This window comes from Pseudoalteromonas sp. MEBiC 03607 (assembly GCF_004792295.1).
Classification (GTDB): domain Bacteria; phylum Pseudomonadota; class Gammaproteobacteria; order Enterobacterales; family Alteromonadaceae; genus Pseudoalteromonas; species Pseudoalteromonas lipolytica_C.
This window is the reverse complement of sequence record NZ_SRRY01000002.1, coordinates 633,099-652,829: the sequence shown is the minus strand read 5'-3', so window position 1 is coordinate 652,829 and position 19,731 is coordinate 633,099. Positions and strand designations below refer to the sequence as shown.

At 38.9% G+C, this 19,731-nt stretch carries 15 protein-coding genes; 10 read left to right on the top strand and 5 right to left on the bottom strand.

Going from position 1 to position 19,731, the window contains the following annotated elements:
* Positions 1–135: 135 nt before the first annotated feature.
* From E5N72_RS19850 to E5N72_RS19805, 10 genes are all read left to right on the top strand, one after another.
* Positions 136–1,674 (top strand): tryptophan halogenase family protein, encoded by a 1,539-nt coding sequence (locus E5N72_RS19850; protein WP_135926815.1) that lies wholly within the window; start codon positions 136–138, stop codon positions 1,672–1,674.
* The gene (locus tag E5N72_RS19845; protein WP_135926814.1) at positions 1,671–3,158 is read left to right on the top strand and encodes a tryptophan halogenase family protein; all 1,488 of its coding nucleotides are present in this window, start codon (positions 1,671–1,673) and stop codon (positions 3,156–3,158) included. The genes E5N72_RS19850 and E5N72_RS19845 overlap by 4 nt, the downstream gene beginning before the upstream one ends.
* Positions 3,159–3,651: 493 nt before the next feature.
* Positions 3,652–4,980, top strand: a complete 1,329-nt coding sequence (locus E5N72_RS19840; RefSeq protein WP_135926813.1) for a GH1 family beta-glucosidase — start codon at positions 3,652–3,654, stop codon at positions 4,978–4,980.
* A 13-nt stretch (positions 4,981–4,993) separates the two neighbouring features.
* Positions 4,994–6,526: an MFS transporter gene (locus E5N72_RS19835; protein WP_135926812.1), complete on the top strand. Its 1,533-nt coding sequence runs from the start codon at positions 4,994–4,996 to the stop codon at positions 6,524–6,526.
* Positions 6,527–6,560: 34 nt separating this feature from the next.
* Positions 6,561–7,568 (top strand): LacI family DNA-binding transcriptional regulator, encoded by a 1,008-nt coding sequence (locus E5N72_RS19830; RefSeq protein ID WP_135926811.1) that lies wholly within the window; start codon positions 6,561–6,563, stop codon positions 7,566–7,568.
* 68 nt (positions 7,569–7,636) lie between these two features.
* A complete protein-coding gene (locus E5N72_RS19825; RefSeq protein WP_063527686.1) occupies positions 7,637–7,978 on the top strand; it encodes a MerR family transcriptional regulator in 342 nt (113 codons plus the stop codon).
* A 309-nt stretch (positions 7,979–8,287) separates the two neighbouring features.
* Entirely contained in the window at positions 8,288–8,980 is a 693-nt protein-coding gene (locus tag E5N72_RS19820; RefSeq protein WP_063527685.1) for a DUF4336 domain-containing protein, read from the top strand.
* A gap of 182 nt (positions 8,981–9,162) precedes the next feature.
* Positions 9,163–9,735 (top strand): NAD(P)H-dependent oxidoreductase, encoded by a 573-nt coding sequence (locus tag E5N72_RS19815; RefSeq protein WP_135926810.1) that lies wholly within the window; start codon positions 9,163–9,165, stop codon positions 9,733–9,735.
* A 104-nt stretch (positions 9,736–9,839) separates the two neighbouring features.
* A complete protein-coding gene (locus E5N72_RS19810; RefSeq protein ID WP_135926809.1) occupies positions 9,840–10,613 on the top strand; it encodes a class I SAM-dependent methyltransferase in 774 nt (257 codons plus the stop codon).
* A 201-nt stretch (positions 10,614–10,814) separates the two neighbouring features.
* Positions 10,815–11,474 (top strand): LysE family translocator, encoded by a 660-nt coding sequence (locus tag E5N72_RS19805; RefSeq protein WP_135926808.1) that lies wholly within the window; start codon positions 10,815–10,817, stop codon positions 11,472–11,474.
* Positions 11,475–11,534: 60 nt separating this feature from the next.
* Here E5N72_RS19805 and E5N72_RS19800 read toward each other — a convergent pair whose 3' ends face one another.
* From E5N72_RS19800 to E5N72_RS19780, 5 genes are all read right to left on the bottom strand, one after another.
* Positions 11,535–12,323: a LytTR family DNA-binding domain-containing protein gene (locus E5N72_RS19800; protein WP_135926807.1), complete on the bottom strand. Its 789-nt coding sequence runs from the start codon at positions 12,321–12,323 to the stop codon at positions 11,535–11,537.
* Positions 12,320–13,306, bottom strand: a complete 987-nt coding sequence (locus E5N72_RS19795) for a histidine kinase (RefSeq protein ID WP_135926806.1) — start codon at positions 13,304–13,306, stop codon at positions 12,320–12,322. The genes E5N72_RS19800 and E5N72_RS19795 overlap by 4 nt, the downstream gene beginning before the upstream one ends.
* Positions 13,307–13,435: 129 nt before the next feature.
* Positions 13,436–15,967, bottom strand: a complete 2,532-nt coding sequence (locus tag E5N72_RS19790; RefSeq protein WP_135926805.1) for a glycoside hydrolase family 3 protein — start codon at positions 15,965–15,967, stop codon at positions 13,436–13,438.
* Between the two features lie 37 nt (positions 15,968–16,004).
* Complete coding sequence (locus E5N72_RS19785; RefSeq protein WP_135926804.1) at positions 16,005–16,781, bottom strand: family 16 glycosylhydrolase; 777 nt, start codon at positions 16,779–16,781, stop codon at positions 16,005–16,007.
* A gap of 66 nt (positions 16,782–16,847) precedes the next feature.
* Positions 16,848–19,538 (bottom strand): TonB-dependent receptor, encoded by a 2,691-nt coding sequence (locus tag E5N72_RS19780; RefSeq protein ID WP_135926803.1) that lies wholly within the window; start codon positions 19,536–19,538, stop codon positions 16,848–16,850.
* Positions 19,539–19,731 lie beyond the last annotated feature (193 nt).

Genomic DNA, 19,731 nt, shown 5'->3' with positions numbered 1-19,731 from the left:
CGTTATTTTTTAGTTATTCTTAATTAGATATTTTTAACGCTAATAGCGTCAATTTAGATCCCTAAAAGTTCACGATTAGCGTGAATTGATAAAAAGCCGCTCCTATTGAAGCGGCTTTATATTTAAAGTAAGCATATGAGCAAAATAATTAATAATATTGTGATCATTGGCGGTGGCGCTGCGGGGTGGCTTACAGCCGGATTACTAGCAAAAGAACATCCACATCTTCATATCACTCTCATTGAATCTGCTGATATTGGTATTTCTGGTGTTGGTGAAGGCACATGGCCGTCAATGCGAAATACATTACAGCGAATTGGGGTCAAAGAAACTGACTTTTTACGTCAATGTGATGCGTCCTTTAAACAAGGTTCAAAGTTCATCAATTGGCGAGGGGAACAGCAAGGAGATAACTATTATCACCCTTTTATGATTCCTGAAGGCTACTATGAATATGATGTTCATGCTGCTTGGAAGCAATTATTTTCTCATCAAAAATATGCTGATGCTATGAATATGCAAAGCTTTATTTGCCAAGCAGCACTAGCGCCAAAACAGATTAATACACCACAGTATGCTGGTGTTACAAATTACGGCTATCATTTAGACGCTCATAAATTTGCACGCTTTTTAACACAGCATTGTGTAAATACGCTTAACGTAAAGCATATTGTTGATAATGTGATTTGTGCAAATAACGATGAGCAAGGCTACATTAAAAGTGTCAGCACACAGCATAATGGAGCGATAACAGGTGACTTATTTATTGACTGTTCAGGTAGTCAAGGGCTATTAATCGCCAAGCATTATCAAATCCCGTTTTTAGATCAAAGCCACATTCTATTTAATAACACAGCAGTAGCAGCCCAAATACCATACGAAAGCCAATCTCAAAATATTGCCTCTGCGACATTATCAACTGCACAATCCGCAGGTTGGATTTGGGATATAGGTTTACCAACCAGACGCGGAATTGGCTATACATTTAGCGATAAATATTGTGACGAAGCAAGCGCAATAGAAACACTAAAAAGTTACGCGGCACAAACGATAGGCACTCAACAAGCAGACACAATTGAAACACGAACACTTCGTTTTACCCCGGGTTACAGAGAAATATTTTGGCATAAAAACTGTGTCGCGATTGGCATGTCACAAGGATTTATAGAACCATTAGAGGCATCTGCGTTAGCCATGGTTGAACTTAGTATCAGTATGCTAAGTGAGCAGATGCCTGTAGACCAAGATCACATGCAGTTATTGAGTACTCGGTTCAATAAACGTTTTAAATACCGCTGGGAGCAAGTCATAAACTTCCTAAAACTTCATTATGTATTGAGTAATCGTGATGATAATGGTTATTGGCATGCTAACCGCAACCCTAATAGTATCCCACTTGAATTACAGAACTTGTTAACACTGTGGCAGTATCAAGCACCCAGCCGATTTGATTTGGTCGAAAATGAAGAAATCTTTTCTTCTGCAAGTTATCAATATGTGCTGTACGGTATGGGGTTTGAAACCAGTCTAACCACAAAACTTGATGGCCAAAAGTGCCACAAAGCAGAGCAACTATACCAACTCAACCGCAACAAGATTGCACAATACTTACAAAAATTACCCACTAATCGACTGTTATTAGAACAATTACAAGGGAGTAAGGTGGCAACATGAGACAACAATCAATTAAACAGGTGATCGTCGCTGGTGGCGGAACTGCCGGTTGGATGACCGCAGCTGCGTTAGCCAAATTACTAAATAAAGATATTAAAGTCAGCTTAGTTGAATCGGACGACATTGGCACCGTAGGTGTTGGCGAAGCAACCATTCCACCTATTCGTACCTTTCATAAATTACTAGGTATTGATGAAAAACTTTTTATGAAAGCTACCCAAGCAACCTTTAAATTGGGGATCAGCTTCGAGAACTGGCACAAGCCACAAAGTGACTATATTCACTCATTTGGTATGACAGGTAAAGAATGTTGGGCTGGCGAGTTTCATCATTTTTGGTTACATGCAAAAAAAATGGGGAATAAAGACGACTTTGGAGATTACTGCTATGAATTACAAGCAGCTAAACAGGGTAAATTTGGTATTAGCCCTCATAACCCAATTAATTATGCATTTCATATGGATGCTAGCCGTTATGCGGCATTCTTACGAGAGTTTGCAGAAAATCTAGGTGTAAAACGCTTTGAGGGCAAAATTGAACGAGTAAATAAACATGCTGATAATGGCTTTATAAAGAGTTTATTGCTCGATGACGGCACAGAGATAACGGGTGACTTCTTTATTGATTGCACTGGTTTTAAAGGTTTACTGATAGAGCAAGCCTTACATACTGGTTATGAAGACTGGTCACATCTATTACCTTGCGATAGTGCAGTAGCAGTTCAAACGAAAGGGACACCCGAAATCGCTCCTTACACGCGATCCATTGCTCATCAATCAGGTTGGCAATGGCAAATTCCTTTACAAAATAGAGTTGGCAATGGCTTAGTCTATTGTAGCCGTTATTTATCAGACCATGATGCAACTCAGTTATTATTAAATAATCTAAGCAGTGAAACTCTCACCGAACCAAAAATTATCAAATTTAAAACAGGCCGAAGACGCAAGGGTTGGAACAAAAACTGTTTAGCGCTGGGTCTTGCCAGTGGTTTTTTAGAGCCTCTTGAATCAACCAGTATCCACCTCATCATGACTGGGATTATTCGCTTTATGCGATTATTTCCTTTTACAGGCATAACCCAGCACGCTATTGATGAATACAATAAACAATTACAGTCAGAGCTTGAAAGTATTCGTGACTTTATTGTTTTGCATTACAAAGTCACCGATAGGGATGACAGTGAATTTTGGCAGCATTGTAAAACAATGGAAACACCTAAGTCACTTGCCCATAAAGTCGCATTGTTTAAAGAGACTGGACGGGTTTTCTTAGATGATGGTGATATTTTCCGCGTCGACTCTTGGGTGCAAGTCATGCTTGGGCAAGGCATAATGCCAGATCAATACCATCACGTAGCTTCTTTAATGAATGATCAAGAGCTAAGCCGATTTATGCAGGGGATCAAACAGCAAATAGCGCAACGCTTACAACAATTACCGACACATAGAGCGTTTATTGAACAATACTGCCCTGTAGATACTTAAGTCTAAAAAGGCATCACTATTGCTAAAATGCTTATAATTAAACGAACTGTAAAGCCACATCAAAAATGTTGGCTTTACCTTAATTGTAAGCTAAATGATGTCTCTTTTGACGATACTTATAAGCGTTAAACTTTCCTAACTATTGAAGAGCTGAGCGTGCTGGCTGTAAAAAGTGAAAGCTAGCAACATAATACAGCACCTAGCTTAGTTACGTCGTTATCAGCTCTTAAATTAGCGCTAAATTTATAAAAGTAATAAACCATTAACCTATTAATTATTAAAAGATAAAGCAGATTTTCACTGTATATTTAGGGCTAAATAAAATAAACGGTTGACCGTTTGCAGATTAGCCTCTAACCTAAATATGGAAGCGCTACCACAAAACAACAAACATCCTTATGGGGTGTTACGGTAATTTTATGGAAGCGCTACCATAAAATTTTAAATTTAGCCGCAAGATTTACTTGCTCTTGTTTACCAAAGGTTTCATTTCATGACTCAGCTCACGTTACCAAAAAACTCAACAATGCTTAGCAAAGACTTTATCTATGGCGTTGCGACAGCTTCGTTTCAAATAGAAGGAGCTGCCGATAAGCGCCTTCCATGTATTTGGGACACCTTTTGCGCGACTCCAGGAAAAATCGCTGATAACTCAAATGGTAATTTCGCTTGCGAGCATGTTAAAAAATGGAAAGACGATATTGAACTAATCGACTCTTTGGGTGTAGATGCTTACCGTCTTTCTATTTCATGGCCAAGAGTCATAAAATTAGATGGCACTTTAAATCAAGAAGGTATTAACTTTTACATTAATATTTTAGACGAGTTAATGCGTCGAAATATTAAAGCATTCGTCACTTTATACCACTGGGATTTACCACAGCATTTAGAGGATAAAGGCGGCTGGTTAAATCGCGAAACTGCTTACGAATTTGCGCATTATGTAGACCTAGTTAGTCAGGCCTTATCAGGAAAAGTCTATTCATACGCGACCTTGAATGAACCTTTCTGCAGCTCTTATTTAGGCTATGAAATTGGTGTTCATGCCCCTGGGATCAAAGGCCGAGAATTTGGACGTAAAGCTGCCCACCACTTGCTGCTTGCACATGGCTTAGCTATGAAAGTACTAAATAAAAATAGCCCGGATTCACTTAACGGTATCGTACTTAACTTTACTCCTTGTTATCCTGTATCGTCTAGCGAAGCCGATTTAGCTGCAACAGCTTTTGCTGATGACTACATAAACCAATGGTATATGAAACCTGTAATGCAAGGAGCTTACCCTGACATTATCGAACAGTTGCCAGCCGCTCATAGACCTGACATTCTAGCTGACGATATGGAGATTATTTGCCAACCATTAGACTTCTTGGGCGTTAACTTTTATACCCGATTACGTTATGAAGCAAGTGACACTGATTATTATCATGAACTGCCTCATCAAGCGCCAATGACAGATATCGGCTGGGAGATATATCCACCAGCATTGACTGAGTTATTAGTCTCTTTGCATGAAAAATATGAGTTACCGCCGATTTATATCACTGAAAATGGCGCTGCGATGGCTGACAAAATGGTAGATGGAGAGGTAAACGATCAAGACCGTGTTGACTATTATAATGCACACCTAAATGCTGTGAATGACGCAATACTACAAGGCGTAAACATGGCTGGCTACTTTGCATGGAGCTTAATGGATAATTTCGAGTGGGCAGAAGGTTATTCAAAACGCTTCGGAATTGTTCATGTTGATTACGATACACAAGTACGAACAGTAAAGCTAAGTGGTAAAGCATATAGTCAGTTAATCACGCGCCGATAATAAGACAACAATAATGATAAAACACACACTTCCCATCTACGAAAAAATAGGCTACGCGATGGGCGATGCCGGCGCTAATTTAGTTTGGCGTGGTGCTTTGGCCTATTTAGCCGTTTTTTATACAGACACATTTGGTATTTCTGCCGCCGCTGCTGCGTTACTTTTTTTAGTTGTGCGCTTATCAGATGGCGTGACAGATATAATAATGGGGATGATTGCAGATAGAACGCAAACACGTTTCGGTAAATTTCGTCCTTGGATATTGTGGTCAACTCCTTTTCTCGCCTTGTTTATGGTGTTGTGCTTCACAACACCTGACATAAGCCCAGCAGCTAAGCTATTTTATGCTTATTTCACTTATATAGGGCTCACTCTAGCTTATACGGTAAGTAACGTACCCTACTCTGCTTTAATGGGGGTTATGACTGGTGATGACCTAGAGCGAACTAAACTGTCTGGCTTTCGCTTTGCCGGAGCATTTGCAGGTGGCTTATTAGTTATGGGCTTTTTACCTGATTTAGTTGCATACTTTGGGCAAGGAAATAGCGCACAAGGTTACCAATACACTATGTATGTATTTGCGGCCTTACTCACTGTACTCATGTTAATCACGTTTGTAAGTACAAAGGAGCGCGTTCAACCTGCAACAAAAACGCAAGTTTCACTAAAAACTGAGCTAACTGATTTAAGTAAAAGCTTACCTTTTATCATTCTTCCTTTATTGGCGATCACATTATTTTTCTATTATCGCGAGCTCTACTCCGGTTTGTTTTTTGCGGCAACAATGATTTTTATGACTGTCGTAATTCGTCGCTTACTTGCAAGCGATCATAGTAAGCTAAGTGGCACTCAACGAGATATGGTTGATTTACTTACAAATAAACCATGGCTGATCTTATTAGGTATGGGCTTTTTAACAATGATGTTTAATGGCATTAAATATGGTGTCATTGCTTATTATTTTAAATATTACGTAGGTAATGAGCTTTTAACTGGCCAATACTTTATAGCTTTATTAATCGTCTCAATTTTCGGCGCGTTAAGTACAGGAAAATTAGCTGAGATTCTGGGTAAACGTACTTTGTTTATCGCTTCATTATTACTAAGTGCCTTCTTTACCATTTGTTTCTTTTGGCTGCCAAATGATAACCTCAGCCTGATCTTTGTTATGGGTTGTCTGTCTGAATTCTTCGCAGCCATGATGCCTACCCTGTTTTTTACGATGCTTGGGGATAGTGCTGACTATTCTGAGTGGAAAAATAAACGCCGTGCCACTGGCCTCATATACTCAGCAGGAACTTTCGTGCAAAAAACGGGGGGTGGATTTGCCGGAGCCTTAGTGCTTGTTGTACTTGCAAGTTATGGCTATGACGGAATGGACGAAACCACCATTGCACACTCACTCGATGGCATGATACTACTAATGAGTTGGCTACCAGCAGCGTTTGCTCTAATAGCCGCAGCACTGATGGCCTTTTATCCATTAACATCTGAAATGACAGAAAAAATAACAGAAGACTTGGCAATTAGGCGTGCAAGTCTGTAAATTAAACAGTTAAGGTTTATATCAAACAGTAATTATGGCAACTATTTATCAGGTATCAGAGCTCGCTGGCGTTTCTTTATCAACCGTATCTCGGGTGTTAAATGAAAATGATTACGTCAGCAAAAAAACCAAACAAAAAGTCCTCGATGCGATGGAGCAGCTAGGTTACAAACCAAATTCGATAGCGCGCTCTCTTGCTTCAAATTGCACCAATAGTGTGGGGATTTTAGTCTCTGAACTAGACGGTGCATTTTTTGGTGAAATGATGTCTGCTATTGAAGCCCAATTAAGGGCAGCTGGTAAACATGTCATTATTACGCCAGGACACAGTGAAGAAGACAAAGAAAAAAGTGGCTTAGAATTTTTAATTTCTCGTAACTGTGATGCGATCATCGCCCACGTTGAAGCCGTAAGTGATGAATATTTAGTAAAATTAAATAAAGGTAAAACTCCAATCTATCTAATCAGTCGCTATGTAGATCAAATGAAAGAAAACTGCATTAGCCTCGATAACGTAATGGGTGGCTATTTAGCGACTAAGCACTTACTTGAGCAAGGCCATAAACAGATTAATTACATAGCAGGCCCTTTATTCAAGCCAGATGCTTATAACCGACTTGAAGGCCACAAAAAAGCGCTAAAAGAATATGGTATTGCATTTGACGAGCAGTCTCTTTTCGTGGGTGACTTTAAAGAAACAGGCGGATACAAAGGCTTACAGCATTTCTTCAACATCAATAAAGAATTTACAGCTGTTGTATGTGCAAATGATGAAATGGCCTCGGGCGTAATGAAATGTGCAAGAGAGCACAAGCTTGATCTTCCCAAAGATCTGGCAATCATCGGCTTTGATAATGTTCATTTCACAAATTATTTATATCCAACTTTGACGACCGTTGATAACCCTGTCGAAAAAATGGGTATTATGGCCGCGAACTTAGTGTTAAAACAGGTGTATAAACAAAATCGCGCTAATATAGAGCATATATTTACGCCAAACTTGTTGATCCGCGATTCAACAACACGTTTAACCAGATCTTAATAAAAAGCGAATACGATATCGCTTGTTAAAAAGTAACGAACAAAATTGCTATAGAAATGGAGAAGCAGGTGTTTATCGGTGAAGTAGCCAAAAAAACCAATTTATCCGTTAAAACAATTCGCTTTTACGAAGAAAAAGGCCTCATAACAACCCCTCAACGTCAAGGAAAGTACCGTGTTTATACAAATGAACACATAGAGGTATTAAAGCTAATCTCAGAAGCAAAATTACTGGGGGTTACACTCGCTGAGTTGAAGGGCTTTATAAAGTATGAAAACGGGCAAGCAAACTGGGCCGAGATTAGAGAATTTTTGTTGCATCTTAAGAGTCGTTTGCAAACACAAATTGAGCAGACAAAACAAAAAATCGCCCATATTGATTCATGTGTTGGCCTTATTAACATCAAATAGTTAGTTGACTCTCCCCTTAAGTGGAGAGTTTATAATCGCTGTAGGTTATTGATTTAATCAAGCTAGATAGCATACACAGTGTGCTTTCAATAAAGTCGTTTTTATATTTTCAAAAATTGGGCCTTTAATAACTTCGATTTCATACCAATTCGCTCTATTAGGTAGCAATTTAGACAAATTAAATCTCGTTGATCACGGGGCAAAGATTACTGATTTAGTTGTTCTAAATAAGAAATCATTAATGCAGGTAGCGACAGGCTTAATCCCTGAAAATAATTAAGCGTTCTTACGAATTAATTAAGGAAGATCATGGAAAAGTTAGCAACTGACATTTGGATTTTTGATGGTGAAGCAGTAACGTTCTTTTTTTTACCTTTTACAACCCGCATGACTGTTATTAAACTCGCGAATGGTGATCTATGGGTGCACAGTCCTATCCACCTGAGCGATGCCTTAAAGAGCCAAATAGACCAGTTAGGCCCGGTTAAATACCTTATAGCTCCTAATCACTTACATCACTTGTTTTTACCACAATGGATTGCAGCATATCCCGATGCTAAAACTTATGGCACTAGTGAGGTCATAAAAAAGCGCAATGATATCTCTTTTGATGCATCCCTTAATGACGACTTGGACTGGCAGTGGCAGGCAGATATTTCCCAAGAGTTATTTACAGGCTCACCCTTTATGGAAGAGTGTGTGTTTTTCCATAACAACTCAAAAACATTGATTGTGACTGATCTGATTGAGAACTTTTCTGGTGACAACTTCAAGGCTTGGCAAAAATGGCTCGCAAAAGGTGCGGGGATCTTAGCTCCTAACGGAAAAACACCGATAGATTGGCGCCTCAGCTTTATGTTTAAAAAGCCTCAAGCTAGACAGCATTTTGAAAAAATATTGGCTTGGGAGCCGGAAGTTATCATTATGGCTCATGGAGAATTAATAAAACACCACGCCATGGGGTTTTTACGTGAGTCGTTTAGTTGGCTTAATAAAACCTAACTATATTGCACCTGTTGACCACTTTATAAAAGCGTCTATATCAGTTTAGTAACTGAACTTACGGGAATTTCATCGGAACGTTGACTGAGCAAAATTTCAAAATTTTTTCAGATAGTGATTGACTCTCCCGTTAAGGGGAGGCTTTAGAGTAGCAATTATTTCCTAACACAAAGGTCTTGATTGTGAAAAACATACTCATTTTAAACGGAAACCCAAAACCCAATAGCTTTGCTGACTCTTTAGTGGATGCATATGAATGCACTGCTAAAGAAACGGCAAATATACGTACTTTTAGACTGTCTGAAATGGACTTTAACCCAGATCTCAGCTTTGGTTATGATCAGGTACAGCCGTTAGAATCATGCTTAGAAGCATTTACAAATGCACTCCTTTGGGCCGATCATCTCGTGCTTATTTCGCCAGTTTGGTGGGGTAGCCTACCCGCTAAATTAAAAGGGCTGTTTGATCGCGTTTTATTGCCTGGGGTTACCTTTACGTTTGAACAAAATAGTTTACTTCCAACACCACTTTTAACCGGCAAAACTGCAAGACTTATCCTAACCATGGACACCCCAAAGGAGCTAATAGATCAATTAGCACAGCCTATTTTAGAGCAGTTGGGTCGACACACGCTTGAGTTTTGCGGTTTTGCACCGCCAAAAGTTAACTTATTTGGTTCAGTTATCTTATCAAGCGACAGGCAAAGATCGGACTGGCAGACTACTGTGGGAGAACTGGGTTCTCAATGTGACTAAAGGCTTATGTTTGTTGTATAAAATATAATATATTATTATTTCTATTAGGCATTGCTGCAATGATTGAGCAGTGCCTAATTAGAAGTTAGCTGGATAGGACGCATATGGATTATATTAAAGTAAATAGAGATACATGGAATAAAAGAACTGATCTTCATACCCAGTCTAGTTTTTACAATATACCAATGTTTAAAAATGGGAGAAACTCACTCAATCCCATCGAGCTCGCCCTACTCCCAGATGTGAAAGATAAATCGCTATTGCACTTACAGTGTCATTTTGGTCAAGACACGCTCTCTTGGGCAAGGCTTGGCGCGTGTGTAACGGGTGTTGATTTATCGCCTACTGCAATTGAGTATGCCAATGAGCTCAAACAAAATTTAAATTTAGAAGCCACTTTTATCGAAAGTAATGTTTACGATTTTGACGCTATCAACCAGCAACTTTTTGATATTGTTTACACTTCTTATGGTGTTCTAAATTGGTTACCAGATTTAAATCGATGGGTTAAAGTAATTTCTAACTCTTTACAAGCTGGCGGCACTTTATGTCTGGTTGAATTTCACTCTTTTAATGAGTTATTAAATGGCTACTCTTATTTTCATGACTCTGAACCTACCATTGAAGAAGAAGGAACATACACCGAAAATTGTGATGGTACAAAGTCAAAAACAGTAACCTGGAGTCACTCAATTAGTGACATTATAAACTCACTCATTCAGGCTAGTTTGACGATTGAGTCATTCGACGAATACCCATATAGCCCTTATGACTGCTTTGAAGGCTTAGAGTATGTTCATGATAAAGGCTACCAATTACTTCACAAAGGACATCAAGTTCCTTTAGTATTTTCGATTAAAGCAAGAAAAGGATGTTAATTTGACCCATTTAATTTTTGAATATGGCAATTCACTTAATTAAGCAAACTACTCTGAGGCAATAAAACCTCGCTAATAACACGGTAATAATTTCGTTATTTAGTGGTTCTAAATAAGAAACTTTAACGCAGCTAGCGACACGTTTTATCCCTTAAAATAATTAAGAATTGCAGATTGGTATTATTATTTTTTGAGGAAGTTATGGATATTAATTTAATCAGTATATTTGTTTCGGTTGCAGCTGCACACTTTCTTGCATTGCTAAGTCCTGGGCCCGATTTTGTTTTGGTTGTTAAAAGTGCATTAAAAGGCAATCAAAAGAATGCGATTGGTGTAGCACTTGGGATTGCAACAGCTAATGCAGTGTATATTACCTTATGCTTAATTGGAGTTGGCGCCATATTATCCACCTCAATTGGTTTGATGGTAACGCTCAAAGTTATTGGTGGCTTATTTTTGATGTATATAGCCTATCACGCCTTAAAAGCCCCTAAAAATGCCTATGCTAATTTCTCCACAAATACCAAGGCATCCACTGAATTTTCATTATCATGCTTTTGCAAAGAGTTTGTAACTGGGTTTCTCTCAGGTATTTTAAACCCTAAAAACTTATTATTTTATTTAAGCTTGTTTACTGTTGCACTAACCCCTGAGGTCAGCATTAGCTTTAAAGTGCTTTTAGGAGTATGGATGACATTAGTCGTCTTTTTTTGGGATGTGGCAATTATTTATATGTTGTCAAAAACGACTATCAGACAAAAATTCATTAGAGCCGCATTTTATATTGATAAAGTAACAGGTGTCGTTCTCGGTGCGATAGGGTTTAACATTCTAAAATCAGTTTGGTCAAAACAGCCGTAAATACTACTGCATAGTAAGGTGCTGTTTATAACGCGGTGTTGTAAAACAGCACCGATTTATTTAAATCAGCTTTTTTAATTGCTTACTGTAGGTTCGACTTACTTTTAAGGTTTTACCTGTAGTTAAGGTTGCCATGTACTCTGAGTTGCGCAATGGCTCAAGCTGTCTTACATAGGCTAAGTTAACAATTGTCGACTTATGGATCCGCAAGAATGCCTCTGGCAGCATATTACTTTCGAGTTCCTTTAATCTTGCTCGCATAACATGGGTATCGGTAGCGGTGTGCACACACATATAATCGCCAGCCGCATCAATCCAAAGAATATCGGTGAATGAAATTATTTGAATCGGGTTTTTAGCATCCCGGATAACCAAGTGATCACTGTCAAAATTATAGTCTGACTGATTAGCAGAGTGTTTGTTTTGCTCTGACTTGCTACTCACTTCTTGTTGTAGCGCTATCAACTCACTTTTTTGAAATAGCTTTACTTTACTTATAACTCTTTCAATAGCTTCAGCAAGTCTATCTAGTTTTACCGGTTTTAATAAATAATCGATGGCTCTAACTTCAAAAGCTTGGACCGCATGTTGATGAAATGCTGTGACAAAGATGACCGCAGGACATGCTTCTGGTTGAAAATGCTTTATCAATTCAAAACCTGATTTAGAGGGCATTTCGATGTCTAAGAAAATTAAATCTATTTCTTTGTTATTTATCAGCTCAATTGCATCGTCAACACTGCATGCACTACCAACAATATTAATTTCAGGAAAATGTTCGAGTCGAATACGTAAACCTTCGACGGCGCTGTATTCATCATCAACCAGTATCGTGTTTAGTTTTATCATTTATTATGACCACTCATAGGTAACGTTATACATACCCAAGCGCCACCTTCGCTTAAGTTACCCTTTTCTATACGGTGTGACTTTCCATACATTAGCTTTAAACGTTGCTCACAATTAGCTAACCCGATACCTCTTTTGTTGGTACTTTCCTCACCAAATCCCTTACCAGTATCAGACACTTTTATATTTAAATAACTCTTCGTTTTTTCTATTGCAATGGTGATACACATTTTCTGGTTTGAACACATGCCATGCTTTAAAGCATTTTCGACAAGGGGTTGAATCAACATAGAGGGGATCAACAACTCGTTGCAACCATCGGCAACAGAAATATCAACAACAAGCTTATCAGTAAATCGACACTTTTCTATATCTAAATAATTGCTAAGAATGCCAATTTCTTCCTTAATTGTTACCTTCTCAAGTGGATCTGTATATAAGCTGTGGCGCAATAGATCACACAGTTTTTCGAGCATTTTGACAGCTTCTAAACTTTCTTTCTTCAAAATCAATGTACAAATCGCATTTATACTATTGAACATAAAGTGGGGATTAAGCTGATAACGCAGCATTTTTAATTGTGACTCTTTTGCTAGGTGTGTGGCTTCAGCTGCTTTTTGCGTTTGCTCTAAGTTATCTAAATAAATCTTGATCCCATAATAAAACGCGGCCCATGTTGAAAGCACTGTTAATGACGCCGACGTCCATGTACCAAAGTCAAACCACGTCATAGGTTGCCAAAAGTTTCCATAAAACCACTGCAGCGTAATCCACTTTATTTGTGTCCAAATTAACGTCGCAGTTATAACAACGACAACATGAAGCGCAATCTTCAGTTTTAGCTCAATAAAATTGATATAGGAGAATACTTTTCGCAGGAACAGGGTAATTAAAAAGCCGCAGATTGTATCAATAATCAGATGCGGGATATGGATAGTCCAAGGCTCATCACTTGGTACTTTAATCATTAATTCGGTTAGCATTGCGTAAACAACCCAACCACATATCTGAAACAGCCAAAATAAGTGGCTGCGGGGGTTACTAGTATTCAAATTATTCAATCCATAAGGTAAAGCTGATGGGCATTACTTGCTCATCAGCTTTACTAAGATTTAGTCAGAGCATGAGAGTAAATAAGCATCTGCATTTGGTTTACTAGTCAGTGCTATATCCGCAACAGCTAAGCTGGCAGCATTTGCTGAAACGTTTAACACCTCTGTCACCTTGGTCATATTATTTAACGCAGATGGACAATTTAACGGTATCGCTAACGTATGCCATTTCTTATCATTCATCAAGGCTTCTATTGATTCAAACTTAATGTTACGCATGCAATGGTTATTGTTACACATTAATTGTATTTGAGTCGCTTTACTTGGCGCTGTGTTAACTCTCATTTTAAGTTCAAGAATAGCTGACTTACTTGCATCACTGAGCACTTCAGGCTGCTGATAGCTTAAGCTCAAAGTAGCTTTCTTTGCGCCTGCTCGCCAAATGAATTGTCTTGCATCTTCCTGATAAGACAAGTTAACTGATTGCATTAACAAACTAGCACCATCACCACTGGTTGCTGAAGAACCTGTTGTTTCGATGGCAGCGGTATTTGCGTCTTTTAAGCGCCAAACTAAGTTCTCTGCTAAGCCTCTAACAAACAGTGGCTTTGCGTCTTCATTAGCTTGCTTTTTAGGTGATGTTTTTTCACTCAGTAAAGGCACATTAACCGTGTCTTGGTAGGTTAATCCGTAGTCGTAAGCAAACAATGGATCATAGTTTTCATCACCTAAGTTTAATGTGTATTGCGTGTCATACTTTGGCCATGAAAAGCTCAACTTACCTGAAAAATCATGTTGAATGTTGCCCTTCGAATCGGTCAATAAAACATCTGCTACGCCCTCGCCTTCTGAGCCAGGTAACCATGCAGCAACAAATGCATCAGATGCATTGAGTTCTTTATTTATCCAAAGTGGTCTACCGCTCAAAAATACAGTAACAACCGCAATGCCGTCTGCTTTTAACTTTTTCAATAATGCTAGATCTGCTTTTGTTTTATGCTGATATTCAAGATATTCGATATCACCAAACCACTCTGCATAAGGTTCTTCGCCAATAACAACAATAGCTACATCAGGTTTGACCGAGTAGTTTCCGGCTTCGTTTAGTTCAATTTGCCCACCGGCATTTTCAACTTGCTTCTTTAAGCCAGCAAAAATTGACGTCGCATTTGGAAAGTCGTCATTGGTGTTGTCTGTGCCTTGCCACGAAACACTCCATCCACCTGCTTGCTTTGCAATACTATCGGCACCATCACCAGCAACCAGTATCTTGCTTGTTGCTTTAATTGGCAGTATTTGGTTATTATTTTTCAATAGTACTAATGACTTACGAACAGCTTCTCTAGCAAGCTCACGGTGCTCGGCAGCACCTAACCATTCAGGATGCTGAGATTCAGATCGGCTTGATGGTTTACCTCTTGAGAATAAGCCCCATCTGATCTTCGCTCTTAAAAAACGTCGAACAGCATCATTAATTCTTTCTTCAGAAATAGTACCCTCTTTCACTTGCGCAACCGTGTTGTGATAAAAGGCTTCAAAGTGCTCTGGAACCATAATAACATCAACACCTGCATTGATAGCTGCAGCACATTGCTCTAAATCACAACCCTCAACAAATTTGTGAGCATTCCAGTCACTGACAACAAAGCCATCAAAGCCCATTTGCTTTTTAAGTACTTCTGTTAGCAAGTATTTATCACCGTGCACACGTTGACCGTTCCAGCTATTAAAAGATGCCATAACAGACTGAACACCTTCATTTATTGCTGAAAAATAGCCAGGACTATGAATATCTCTCAAACCTTTTTCATCAATAATAGTGTTGCCACGGTCTATACCACGCTCAGTTCCACCATCACCAACAAAGTGCTTTGCTGTTGCAATACGATTTGTTCCTGTTAAGAAATCATTGTTGATGCTTCCCTGAATACCTACAACCATTTCGCCTGCGTAATCTTTAACTAAATCAGGGTTCTCAGAATAACTCTCATATGTTCTGCCCCACCGATCGTCTCTGACCACTGCGACAGTAGGCGCAAAACTCCATTCTATTCCGGTTGCAGCAACTTCTTTTGCTGTCGCTTGACCAATGCGTTTAATTAGCTCTTTATCTCTGGTTGCACCTAAACCTATGTTATGTGGAAATAACGTAGCTCCATAAACATTGCTATGTCCATGCATTGCATCTGTGCCCCAAACCGTCGGAATTGCGCTTCCATCTATCGATGCATCTACTGATGCCTGATACATCTCATCGGCATATTGAAGCCACTGTTTCATCGAGGCACGTTTATTACCATAAGGCGCGGTGTTACCTCCATTTAAGTAAGATCCAAAGCCATACTTGCGCATCTGTTCGACACTTAAATAGCCTATTTCAGGTTGAACCATTTGTGCTACTTTTTGCTCAATTGTCATTCCTTCAATGAGCTCATCAATTTGCTTCTCAACAGCAGGGTCTTGTTTGAGTTTAGTATTTACATCAGGCCAGTTTACCTGTTCGCTGTCGATGGCATGTGAAAGATGACTATAAACAAGCCCAATAAGAACCAATGGGCTTAATAATAATGGTGAAAATTTAAATCTAGACATTTAAAACCTATAATACAACACGTTGAAAAATAAATAGTTAGTTAGGTATGTATTCAATAAAATCATAATATACCCAAGATGAAGCACCATAATATTGCCCAGGAAAGTAATTGGCTTCTTGTGAGTTATCGCCGTGCCAGTGATTAATCATAATTTTGGTGTTATCAACAGGCCAAGCGTAAGCAGGTATCTCATTATTTGCCAGCACACCATCACCATTATCTTTATAAACGGTACGAATAGTTTGCTCTTGGCCATTGGCATCATACAGATACCAACGAATAACACTGCTAGACCAATCAAAGCCTATCATGAGCAGATTTTCACGGTAATCAAGCCCAAATTGGCTTAAATCGATGTCTTGTTCCCAGCTTTGATATAAACCACCTTGCGGTTGATAGATAATATTTGTATGTACAACATTACCAAGTGAGGGCAGCAATTCAATGTCTATTTCTTGCCATGCTCGACCTGGACTATCCCACCATGAGGTATAAGTGAATATCGATGAAACCGTACCAGCAACATTGCCTGACTTTAATCGACCTTGTACCTTGCCATAACTATAAAACTGATTGCTCTGTAATTCTGAACATGTGCCTTGCGATAAGGTTAGTGTTAAGCCATGCTCGCTGGGGCTTTGCATATTAGGCTCAAAGGAGCACCCAAATGGCGTGCCATTGTCACCTTGTCGTGCAGTCCAAATACTCGTGTTGTATCCCCAAGAAAAGTTATCTTTGAAGTAGTTTGCACTTAAATTAGGGGATAAAAAAGCAACACATAAAGTTGCTAGAGGTAGCCATAATTTTTTCATTTTTTTGCCTCTTAATCTGGTTAGCTCTCATATTGCTGAGCAATATGAGAGCGCTTAATCGTAAGGTTAAAATGAGAAACCGGCTCTAACACCATAGTATCTCGGCATGCCAAAACTACCTTTTGGTACACCTTTACTCGTGTTGTTCCAATATTGAATGGTCTCATCAGAAGCGTTGTTAATGAATAACTCCGCATACCATTTTTGGCTTTGAGGCTCATACTTCAAAGATGCGTTATAAACGGCGAATGCATCTCGGCTATCATCAATATATTTTGTCGCTTCGTCTGAAACTGCAAAATCCATATCATCTAAATGTTTATCAAGATTCCACACCGTTGAATACGATTTATCTTTCCAACTTGCGTTAAACCAACCATGAATAAAGCCATACTCACCTAAATTGAACGTATGCGTATAACTAATATTCGCAGTGTATTTAGGTGTCATTGCTAGGTTGTTACCTTTGAGGTTTGTCGCCAACAATGTGTTTTCTGGATCTTTTGATTCTTCATAAGAGATATCAAATAGATACTCTGAATCATAATCCCACTTAGTATTCCAATCTTCCGTAATTTTAGCGTCAGTCCAAGTTACGTAACCTGTAATGCGACCATTTGGATATGGCTTCCAGTCAAATTCAAATTCAATACCTTTAATTGTTGATGCTGGAACATTCTGAGTGTAATAAGCAATCACAGGTTGATTTTGATAATCAAGAACAGGCTCGCCATCATCACCTAAAATAGGTGTTCCGTTATCATCTTCCACCACTGATAAGCGTTCAACATTACCGATCGAACCAACCGATGCATATTGCATATCTGTATAGTCTGTATAGAAAAAAGCAGCTTTTAAATTCAGTGAGTTATCAAAAAAGCTTGATTTAGCCCCTAGCTCCCACGTTAATACTTCTTCTGGATCAAACTTCGTTTCAAACCGGGTAACATCACCGGTTCTATCGTTAACTACTTCGTATACATCACCAATACCACCCGCTTTAAAGCCACTCGCTAAATATGCATACAGCATGGTTTCTGATGAAATGTCATAATCTAAGCCAACACGGAAGTCATGATGTTGCCAGCTTCCTTTGTTGTCATTTTCAAAGTAAGACGCATATATTGATGGGTCTTCGTAATAGTCGACTGGCAGATTGTTTAGGTCTGATCTATTTAACCAACCTACAGCACACCCATCGGCATTTGAGCATCGATACGTTCTGCCGCCTTTGTCTTGCTTAGTTTCATCACTAAAACGATAGCCTAAAGTTGCATGTAACTTCTCGGTTAGTTTGTATGTTCCTTGACCAAAAATGGCAAATGCATCTGTTGAGCGATCAGGTTGATCCCAAAACGCTTTATCATCCATTGGATTATCATAATAACCCACGGTTGTGGTTTTTTCGTGGAAGTAGTTTGCCCCTACAATCCATATGAAGTCACCATATTCATCAGATTGAAGTTGTAATTCTGTTGAAAACGATTCAGCCCCAGTGCCGTTTAAAAAGTAGGTTGCACCATCCCATGGGTCAAGACCTACTTCACTGTCTTGTGCTGACTCTCTTTTCATGTCTTCATAACCCATCAACCAAACGATATTGTATTCGTCATTTAGGTTATAATTTAATGTGTTGCGAAGATAAGTGATGTCTAAATCTAATTGTCCAGGAACATTCACAACCGCTTGATAAGTGTTGTCACTTGGCAAGAAATTTGAGCAATCGCCCCCCATTTCAGCTGGACGTCCTCTTAACTTATCACAGTTAACTAAATCAAGATTATTGTTGCTGTTATTTACGTACTTTTGGAAAACCGTATGGTTTGAGAAATTACCATTTAATGGCTCCCAAAGTGTGCTCACACGGAATGAATATTCATCTGCATTGTTATAAAAATCACTTTTATCTGCAGGTGTTAATGCGCGAACTTTTTGTGCTTCTGGATCGGTACCAGCACCATCAATCCACCAGTTTTCTCTTTGAGTAACAGTTTGACCAACACCTTGATAAGAGTCTTCTGATATTACAGGTGCATTTAATACATCATCAGAAAGCCTGCGAGTATCGTATTGGTTAGGATCATAGTAGCCTTCTAAATAAGAATCACGCTTCAAACCTTTTGCTGCGAAACGAACTGCAAATTCCTCGTTAATTGGAATATTAACAACGCCATCAATGTTTTTGCTGTTGTACTTACCTGCCTCAACATTCACATTGCCAAAGAAATTTTCAAATTGTGGCTTTGCAGATATAACATTAATACTACCAACCGTAGAATTTCGGCCGAATAAGGTGCCTTGAGGACCACGTAATGCTTCAACACGGTCAATATCGTACATCAATGCAAGCGCACCTTGCATTCTCGGTGAATACACACCATCTAAGTGCACACCAACCGCAGGATCACCTAGCTCTGTTAGGTTGGTTGAGCGTACCCCGCGCATTGAAATAACGGGTGCTGATTGGTCGGTTGCTGTTGAAATATCAAGACTAGGAACAAGGTTCGCAATATCCTTAATATTATTAACACCATTTTTTTTAAGCTCAGCTTCTGTTAACGCCGTAATTGCTACCGGTGTTTCCATCAACTTCGTTTTGCGTTTTGTTGCCGTAACAGAAATGATTTCTAAGCCACTTTGCGGCTCTTTTGATACTTTATTGTCAATATCCTGCTGATTTTCGTTTTGTGCATGTACAGGTAATGAGCAAGCTAAAGCGACAGCAACTGCTAATGCCTTTTTATTTATTGTGTGCATATTCAACCTTTAGATGTGTGTTCAAATTTAAAAGTATTTACTTTTAATTAACAGTATCTGCAGGTTCATTTTTCATTACCAGTCAAATTCGGCAAGACGAGTTTGAAATAATACAAAGCGAATTTAAAGTTACTTTCACGTTGGATTTTACGTACTTTTTGAGCGCAGACCACAAGGAAATAAAGGGGCTTTA